This window comes from Corynebacterium sp., from assembly GCF_030152825.1.
In the GTDB taxonomy this organism is placed as follows: domain Bacteria; phylum Actinomycetota; class Actinomycetes; order Mycobacteriales; family Mycobacteriaceae; genus Corynebacterium.
This window is the reverse complement of record NZ_JASLIP010000090.1, coordinates 1-8,425: the sequence shown is the minus strand read 5'-3', so window position 1 is coordinate 8,425 and position 8,425 is coordinate 1. Positions and strand designations below refer to the sequence as shown.

The window sequence follows — 8,425 nt, the reverse complement described above, 5'->3', positions numbered from 1 at the left end:
CTGCTCGCTGAGATCACGATGCAGCCCGTCGTTCGCCACGATGCTGACGCAGCGATTCTTTTCAGCGACATCGTTGTCCCGCTGAAGGCCGCCGGGATGGACGTCGAGATCGTTGCTGGACGCGGTCCAGTCATGGGGGAGGCGGTGCGCACCGCCGAGCAGATCGCGAACATCCCGGACCTCGAGCCCGACCAGCTCGGCCCGATCGTGGAGGGCATCGGGCAGATCCTCGAGCGCCTGCGCACGGATCAGGTGCTCATTGGCTTCGCGGGAGCTCCGTTCACGGTGGCTAGCTACTTGATCGAGGGTGGGCCGTCGAAGAACCATGAGGTCACCAAGGCGATGATGTACGCCGAGCCACAGTTGTGGCACGCGCTCATGGAAAAGCTCAGCCCGATGATCGCGCACTTCCTCCAGGCACAGATCGAGGCCGGCGTGGACGCGATCCAGCTTTTCGACTCCTGGGCAGGCTTCCTCACCGCCCGCGACTACCGGGAGTACGTCGCTCCGTATTCCCAGAAGATCCTCGATGCGGTGCGACCGTACGGTATCCCAATGACGCACTTCGGCGTCGGCACGGGCGAGTTGCTGGTCGACCTGGCGAAGATTGGCCCGGATGTCGTGGGTGTTGACTGGCGCGTGCCAATGAACGTCGCCGCGAAGCGGGTGCAGGAGGCGCTGCCAGACCAGACCCCGAAGGCTTATCAGGGAAACCTCGACCCGGCGGTGCTCTTTGCAGGCCGTGATGTGATCCGCGAGCACGTGCAGCGGATCGCCGCCGAGGCTGACGAGGCCATCGAGCTGGGGTACTCCCGGGGCCACATCTTTAACCTTGGCCACGGTGTGATGCCACACACGGACGCCGACGCCATCACCGCGGCCTTCGAGGAGGTTCACAACTCATGACCACGGCGCGAAAGCCACGCATTGCCGTTATCGGCGGCGGGATCGCCGGAGTCAGCGCGGTCTGGCAGCTGCGCCAACAGCTCGGGGATCGCGCCCAGCTGATGCTCGCCGAGGCCTACGGGCGCCTGGGCGGGAAGCTAAAGACGGTGCGCTTTTCCACCGGCCCCGTGGATATGGGCGCCGAAGCGTTCCTGAGCTTCGACCAGCCATTCATGGAACTGATCGACAAGCTGGGAATGAGCTCCGAGCTACACACCCCCTCTACGGCGCGCTCGTCCTTCCTGGTGGATGGCAAGTTCGTTGACATCCCGCGGGAGACCCTGATGGGCATTCCCGTCTCGGCTGATGCGGTGTCCGAGATCCTAAGCCCTGCGGAAGCTGCCCTGCTGGATGCCGAGCGCGATGGCCAGCCGATGACGTGGAACGCGGGCGACGACACCACCGTGGGCACGCTTGTTGAGGCCCGGTTGGGCAAGGCTGTGGTGGATAAGCTGGTCTCCCCGCTTCTGGGTGGGGTGTACTCCTGCAGCGCCTACGAACTCGGTGTGCGGGCGACCCTGCCACAGCTGGCAGCGGCACTGGATCGCGCAGGCGAGGGAGAGCAGGGCTTCTTCCTGCTCGACGTGGTAGAAGATCTGCTGGCGAAGCGACGGGCCACTGCGGTCGGCGGTGGGGGATCACCGTTCCGCTCCTTCGACAAGGGCTACCGCAGCCTGATCGAGGAGATGATGCGCCAGGCCGACCCCGAGCTGATCCTGAACTCTGCTGTTGAGTCTCTCGGCCGGACCTCGGACGGCCGGTGGGTGATTGATCCACTGGGGACGGTGGACGCCGTCGTCGTCGCAACCTCCGCGCCGACCGCGTCCGTCATCTTGGAGGACGCTGCGCCGGTGGCAGCGGAGGCGTTGGGCAGCGTCGAGCTCTCGAGCTCTGCGGTGGTGGGTATGCGTTTTGCCTCTGACCACGGTATTCCCGAGCGCTCCGGCGTGCTGCTGGGGTCCAATTCGGGCACCGCGGCGAAAGCCTTCACCTTCAGCTCCAAGAAGTGGCCGCACCTCGCCCAGGGCGGTGGGGCTTTCGTCCGCGCCTCCTTCGGCACCAAGGACGAGCCTTGGTACGTCGACGCTAGCGATCGGGCTCTGTTGGCTTACGCTCTGGAGGACCTGGAGCGGGTCACAGGCGAGCGGAAGACTCCGGAGGAGATCTTCGTGCAGCGCTGGCATGGCGGGATCCCGTGCTACGGGGTGAAGCACGCCGAGAAGATGTCGCGGGTGCTGGATGACGTAGCCGGGGTGCCACGTCTCGCGGTCGCTGGTTCGATGCTCCGCGGCGTCGGGGTGCCAGCTACCGTTGCGACCGGGATCGCTGCGGCGGATAAGATCATTGCCGACTTGGGTTAAGGCCCACGCTGCGGGAAAGCAGTGAGCGACTAAAGCCGGGTGCAGCTCCTGAAGACGGAGCAGCACCCGGCATCTTTTTCTGCGGGGGAGCGGTTGGGCTAGATCTGGCGGGGCTCGAGGGTCATCGCGATGCTGTTGATGCAGTAGCGCAGGTCGGTGGGCGTATCGTAGCCCTCGCCCTCAAAGACGTGCCCCAGGTGCCCGTGACAGGTCGCGCAGAGAACCTCCACGCGGCGCATGCCGAGACTCAGATCCTCGCGCAGAACAACCGCATCGTTATCAGCTGGGTCGAAGAAGCTCGGCCAGCCGCAACCCGAGTGGAATTTCTCCGTGGAACGGAAGAGCTCGGAGCCACAGCCGCGGCAGCGGTACACTCCCTCGGTTTCGGTATCGACGTACTCGCCGGTGTGGGGGCGTTCGGTGCCGGCCAGTCGCAGCACCTGAAACTCCTCGGGGTTGAGGCGCTGGCGCCACTGCTCGTTAGAAAGATTCTGGAAATCTTCGGTCATTGGAAAACTATTCACCTTCCCAGGGTTGGGTGTTGTTCTCTTCCGCTGGCTTGCGGTGCCTCCCACCGGAGATGGACGGGGTGGAGCGGTTGAGGAACCAGATCAGCGCGCTGATCGAGATGCTGATGAGCAGCAGCATCCAGCCTACGGTGCCGCGCAGAGTTTCGAAGATTCGCCCGGCCCAGAACCATTGATCCGAGTACCAGCTGTCGATGGCCAGGCACAGGTAGACGCCCAGCCACGCGACTGGATTATGCACTGTCGATCGGCGGAGGAATGCCGTGAAGAGAAGCGGCACGATGAGTAGCGAATAGTACATCTGCCCCAGGGAACTGACGAGGAACACCCCGATCAGCAGCAGCGAGGAGGTGGTGAATGCCCACATCGCGCGATCCCCGGGGCGGGCGGAGTTGCGCCACGGCAGCAGGGTAAAAGCGCCGATAAGTACGAGGACGGCGGCGAGAATGCGCCAGAACCAAATCGTCGCGGTGCTGGCCCCGAAGTACACGCCGACACCGACGATGGAAGAGTTCGCGAAGTCGCGGACCTCGCCGAGGTACGGAACGAGATTGTCGAAGAAGCCCTGGGGCTCAGCCATCAACGTCCAGCCGACGATGTTGCAGGCGATAGGTAGGAGGAGAGCCGCAACAAGGCTTAGCCACTGACGTCGAAAGAAGGGAAGAAACAGCAAGACGACGAACTGTGGCTTGATCGTGATTGCGAGTCCCAGCGCGAGCCCGCTGAACACCTGGGAGGTGGTGCCTTCTCGCAGGAGGAAGTACAGGAACATCGTGGCGAAGAGCAGGAGCACACCGTTGATATTGGCGAAGAGCAGGTTGTTTTGAACGGCTTCGGTGTTGAACACTGCGACGATGCTGAGTGGCCACAGTGCACCGGAAAGGGACCCCAGCCAGGTCTTAGACCAGTCGCGGGCGGTGTAGATGATGTGGCTGAGGATCCCCAGGGCAATCACGATCGCGATGGCGTTGCCGAAGATATATAGCGTCCGCGCCGCTTCAAAACTGCCGAGGGCTGACAGCGGGCTCAGCAGCATCGTCCCGCCCGGGAGGTAGAGATAGTGCGGGTCGGTGGTGGTGTAGTCCTCGGAGTACACCGGCACGCCCGACCAGAAGCGGTTGATGGCTTCCCAGACTGTTGTGAAGTCGTCCGTCGTGCCGCTCTCGTAAGAGGCCCAGATCTTGTGCAGGGCGGTGAGGATCGCCAGCGGCCACAGTGCCCAACTCACCCATGGAAAGCGTTCATCGAAGCGGGTGGTCCTGGCGCTGCCGCGACGAGGCTCGTCCCGGGTTGGCTTCGCGGAGACAGGCGCTGGGGAAGGGGTAGAGTGGCTCATGGTGTCTTCGAGAATATCGTGGGGGTATGAGAAAAGAGGCAACAGTGTAAATACTGCTGCCTCTTCATCTTTGGAGCGGATGACGAGTCTCGAACTCGCGACCCTCACCTTGGCACGGTGTTGCGCTACCAACTGCGCTACTTCCGCGTGCGAATCCACCGTAATGGTGAACTCACCGTGCGCGATACTGGGATCGAACCAGTGACCCCTTCCGTGTCGGGGAAGTGCTCTACCGCTGAGCTAATCGCGCTAGCTTTCAAGTTCAGCCCCGGGGGCGAACTGAGAGGTGGAAACGGGAATCGAACCCGTGTAGACGGTTTTGCAGACCGTTGCCTAAGCCACTCAGCCATTCCACCGTGGCGTGAAACCCGCCTGATGTGGTGATCCTCCACGTAGAGCGGAGAATACCTGGAGCGGATGACGAGACTCGAACTCGCGACCCTCACCTTGGCAAGGTGATGCGCTACCAACTGCGCTACATCCGCGTGCGAATCCACTGTGATGGTGAACTCACCGTGCGCGATACTGGGATCGAACCAGTGACCCCTTCCGTGTCGGGGAAGTGCTCTACCGCTGAGCTAATCGCGCGGTCCTCTAAAATAAGAGTGGAGCGGATGACGAGACTCGAACTCGCGACCCTCACCTTGGCAAGGTGATGCGCTACCAACTGCGCTACATCCGCATCACAACAAAGTTTCACCGGGAACCTGTGGTCCACCAGCTGCACGCTGTGCTGCAGCACTAAACGATAGTCAATCGTGTCCGAAGCAACAAATCGCCAGGTGTAGGGCTGAAAACCAGGTCGTTTTAAAGTCACCTCGTTGTTATTTGCCCGTCATTCTTTCTTGGTGGGGGCGGGCGGGGCACCTGGTGTCGACCTTACGGGAGGTGGTGCTCTTGGGGTGGTCACTAGGGGTCGAGTCGTATTGTGCCGAATATGGTTGCGGCCTGCAGGTTTTGGAAAAGCCGGTAGCGCTCAGCTAGATTATCTCCTGCAAGGTCCTATAGCTCAGTGGGAGAGCACTTCGTTCACACCGAAGGGGTCACTGGTTCAATCCCAGTTAGGACCACGGTTATTAAGGGGCCGGTCGACAACGACCGGCCCCTTTTTCGTCTCGGGCATCCCTGTCTAATTGGGTGGGCGGCGGCTTCAGCTAATCACTGAAAGTCCCTCTGGTGTGGAGTGGCGGCGCGTGACGTGGGGGTGAAGGCTAGGGGGTATGCTCGGGCGGAGTGAAGTTCGCGGGAACTTAATCGAGCGATCGTCCGACTATCTAGATCGGACCCGAACATCAATGGAAGGTGAAGATGCAGTTATGGTTTGCTGACGCACACAAGCTCCGGTCCCGGATTGCGGGCTTCGTAGCGGCACTCGTTACGGGGCTTGCGATGATGGGGGCTGGCGTTGGTCCGGCGGCAGCGCATGACCTCGTGGTCGACTCCACGCCGAAGCAGGGCTCGAAGATCGAAGAGCCAGTCAAGGAGATCTCCTTGACATTCTCGGGTGTTCCTAAGGAGGGCTTTAATCGCATCGCGCTGTCCCGCGATGGCGACGTCCTCTTCACTGGGGAGCCCGATGCAGATGGCCGAGTTTTGAGCATCGAGGTGTCTGACGACGTGGACTGGCAGCCCGGCGAATACACCGTGGGCTACCAGATCACTTCCTCGGATGGCCACGCTACTCGCGGTTCGCTGCAGTTCCAGTACGGCGACGTCGAGTCCTCGGATTCCAGCTCTTCCGAGCAGTCGGAGGAGACGGGGTCTGACGGGTTGGGCGTGCCTACCTGGATTTTCGGCGTAACCAGTATTGTTGTTATTGCAGGAGCTCTCGTTCTCGCCATCGCACGGTGGCGGGGTATCTCCAAGTAGTTTGGGGCGCCCGCCTGCGGTCCTCACCGCAGTAGGGGCGAAGAGCCACGAGAAACACCAAGGAGTCTGAAAACCGTGAAGCAGAACCGCACTGCACTGTCCGCCGTTGTCGCGCTGAGCGCCGCGCTCGCGCTGGCTGCCTGCTCCCCACCGAATGAGAAGGCTACCGGCACCGAGCACATCGACACCGCCACCGTCGGGGCAAAGACCCCGGAGCTGGGCGACAAGACGGACAAGAAGGCCGACTCGGCAACCTCTGAGACGGAGGAGACCACCACGTCTGAGGAGGCCACCGAGGCTGAGGAAACTACCGCTGACGTCGAGCCGGGTGCGGCTAACGACGCCGGTGCCAAGCCTGCAGCAGGCACCTTCAACTAAGCCTTTCTGGTTGGGTCCACATCCCATGCGCGTGGGGTGGAATGCCGGGGACGATTCGTCCGCCCCGGCGTCCCGCTCGCCGCACCAACCACTTCCTTGAGAATCAAGGACTTTTCCGTGAGGTACACCATGAACACAACCGTTGAACACTCTGTGCGTCGCCCTAAGTCTCTGCGCGCTACCGCAGTCGCGCTAATGGGCGTCACCGCTCTCGGCCTGGCCGCCTGCTCTCCTTCGGAGGAGAAGCCTAGCGAGCAGACCGCATCTGAGTCGCAGACCGCTTCTGAGTCGCAGACCGCTGAGAACGCCGCCGAGGGGCTGACCTTCGAAGAGGCATACGTTGGCGCCAAGGGCACTGATAAGGACATGACCGCGGTCTTCGGCAAGCTGGTCAACAACACCGACAAGGAGGTCCACATCGTCTCCGCATCCGGCAGCCTGGAGGCGAAGTACGAGCTCCACGAGGTTGTCGATGGTGTCATGCAGGAGAACCCGGATGGTCTGCGCATCCCGGCCGGCGGCGAGCTCGAGCTGAAGCCGGGCGGTGACCACATCATGATCATGGATTACTCCGAGGAAATCGCCGCAGGTGACGACATCACCGTCACCCTCAAGGCAGAGGACGGCACGGAATACGAGCTGAAGGACATCCCGGCTCGCGTGCAGCAGTCCAGCCACGAGCACTACGGCGACGCCCATGGCGAGCACGGTGATCACGCTGGCATGGAGGGGCACGGCGAGCACGGTGGCCACGGTGCGGGCATGGACGGCGAGGGGGAGCACGGCGAGCACTAGAGCTGCCTCCCACCAAGTAATGACATGGAAAGCCTGGGCCACGTGACCAACGCGGGGCCCAGGCTTTTCCGACATTTGGCTGCGGATAAAGAGACGTAGCAAGGAGAGAAGAAGGTATTTGAGAGATGAGTACTGGGGAGTCTTCGGGATTTTTTAACGTCAGCCGACGTGGGCTATTCGCCGGTGTCGGCGCAGCGGGCGCGGCCGCGGTGCTAGCCAGCTGCGCGGAGGGCGAGGGACGCGGGGGGGACATGCCCAACTCCTCCGGGGACATCGAGGAAAAGTCGACCGTGCCCTTCGACGGCGCTCGACAGGCCGGCATCCAAACGCCACACCAGAGTCACGGGCTCATCGTGGCCTTCGACTTCCACAACACGAACAGCCGTGAGGCCCTCCGTAAGGATCTCCGCCGGCTCATGCGCGTGTGGACCCCGGACGCCCGGAAACTCACCCAAGGTGAGCCGGCGTTGGCAGACCTCGAGCCCGAGCTCAACCTGCAGCCCGGCAACCTGACCATCACCGTCGGCTGGTCGCCTGCTCTCATCGAAAAGATTGGGTCGCTCGATGAGGTTCCGAAGTGGGTTTCCTCCCACACCAAGGGACTGCCGAAGTTCAAGGGCGACGATCTGGACCCAGCGTTTAGCGACGGGGACGTCGTCGTCCAAATGTGCGGCGAGGACTTGACCACACTGTCCCACGCGATGCGGGTGCTGACCCGTGGCGGGCGGGACTACGTCAAGCCACGCTGGACCCAGCGCGGCTTCGTCGACATCCGGGAGGGGCAGACCGCACGCAACCTCATGGGATTCAAGGACGGCACCGTCGTCCCGCGTACCGACGAGGAGTTCGACAACGCAGTCTGGGACGAGCGCAACGGGACCTCGATGATCGTGCGCCGGGTGACCTTCGATATGCCTGGTTGGGAGGCCCTCGACCGCGAGAGCCGGGAGAATGTCTTTGGTCGCAAGGCCATCAGTGGTGCGCCCCTGACCGGAGAAGACGAGTTCGACGACCCAGACCTCAACGCGGTGGACTCCACCGGACTGCCCGTCATCGACCCCAAGAGCCACGTGGGCATTACGGCAGGGGAGGGCAAGCACATGCTGCGGCGCCCGTTCAACTGGGATGGCGAGGTCAATGAGCACGGCGATTCCGGCCTGATCTTCATCTGTTTCCAAGAGGACCCGGACACCTCCTTCACTCCGCTGCAGCAC

General features: G+C 62.5%; 8 protein-coding genes and 7 tRNA genes. 7 read left to right on the top strand and 8 right to left on the bottom strand.

Going from position 1 to position 8,425, the window contains the following annotated elements; all coding sequences use genetic code 11:
* Together hemE and hemG are read left to right on the top strand one after the other, a co-directional pair.
* On the top strand, window positions 1-906 hold a 906-nt coding region (gene hemE, locus Q1V78_RS08865), incomplete at its 5' end, for a uroporphyrinogen decarboxylase (RefSeq protein WP_300613707.1).
* Window positions 903-2,306, top strand: coding sequence for a protoporphyrinogen oxidase (gene hemG, locus Q1V78_RS08860; protein WP_300613705.1), 1,404 nt, complete (start codon window positions 903-905; stop codon window positions 2,304-2,306). The genes hemE and hemG, both read left to right, overlap by 4 nt.
* A 98-nt stretch (window positions 2,307-2,404) precedes the next feature.
* Here the strand turns inward: hemG and msrB are convergent, their stop codons facing one another.
* The 8 genes from msrB to Q1V78_RS08820 form a co-directional block, all read right to left on the bottom strand.
* A complete protein-coding gene (gene msrB, locus Q1V78_RS08855) occupies window positions 2,405-2,815 on the bottom strand; it encodes a peptide-methionine (R)-S-oxide reductase MsrB (protein ID WP_300613703.1) in 411 nt (136 codons plus the stop codon).
* 7 nt (window positions 2,816-2,822) lie between these two features.
* Complete coding sequence (locus Q1V78_RS08850) at window positions 2,823-4,061, bottom strand: glycosyltransferase family 87 protein (RefSeq protein ID WP_300613701.1); 1,239 nt, start codon at window positions 4,059-4,061, stop codon at window positions 2,823-2,825.
* A 179-nt stretch (window positions 4,062-4,240) separates the two neighbouring features.
* Window positions 4,241-4,316, bottom strand: a tRNA-Gly gene (locus Q1V78_RS08845).
* 31 nt (window positions 4,317-4,347) lie between these two features.
* A tRNA-Val gene (locus Q1V78_RS08840) sits at window positions 4,348-4,419 on the bottom strand.
* Window positions 4,420-4,453: 34 nt separating this feature from the next.
* Window positions 4,454-4,525, bottom strand: a tRNA-Cys gene (locus tag Q1V78_RS08835).
* 53 nt (window positions 4,526-4,578) lie between these two features.
* Window positions 4,579-4,654, bottom strand: a tRNA-Gly gene (locus Q1V78_RS08830).
* A 31-nt stretch (window positions 4,655-4,685) separates the two neighbouring features.
* A tRNA-Val gene (locus tag Q1V78_RS08825) sits at window positions 4,686-4,757 on the bottom strand.
* Window positions 4,758-4,775: 18 nt separating this feature from the next.
* Window positions 4,776-4,851 (bottom strand) — tRNA-Gly (locus Q1V78_RS08820).
* A gap of 316 nt (window positions 4,852-5,167) precedes the next feature.
* Between Q1V78_RS08820 and Q1V78_RS08815 the strand changes: the two genes are divergently transcribed.
* The 5 genes from Q1V78_RS08815 to Q1V78_RS08795 all read left to right on the top strand — a co-directional run.
* Window positions 5,168-5,239: transfer RNA gene (locus Q1V78_RS08815), tRNA-Val, on the top strand.
* A gap of 238 nt (window positions 5,240-5,477) precedes the next feature.
* The gene (locus Q1V78_RS08810) at window positions 5,478-6,038 is read left to right on the top strand and encodes a copper resistance CopC family protein (protein ID WP_300613699.1); all 561 of its coding nucleotides are present in this window, start codon (window positions 5,478-5,480) and stop codon (window positions 6,036-6,038) included.
* Window positions 6,039-6,113: 75 nt separating this feature from the next.
* Entirely contained in the window at window positions 6,114-6,416 is a 303-nt protein-coding gene (locus tag Q1V78_RS08805) for a hypothetical protein (protein WP_300613697.1), read from the top strand.
* Between the two features lie 129 nt (window positions 6,417-6,545).
* Window positions 6,546-7,211, top strand: coding sequence for a copper chaperone PCu(A)C (locus tag Q1V78_RS08800; RefSeq protein ID WP_300613695.1), 666 nt, complete (start codon window positions 6,546-6,548; stop codon window positions 7,209-7,211).
* 125 nt (window positions 7,212-7,336) lie between these two features.
* A partial coding sequence (locus Q1V78_RS08795; RefSeq protein WP_300613693.1) for a Dyp-type peroxidase occupies window positions 7,337-8,425 on the top strand: 1,089 nt, incomplete at its 3' end.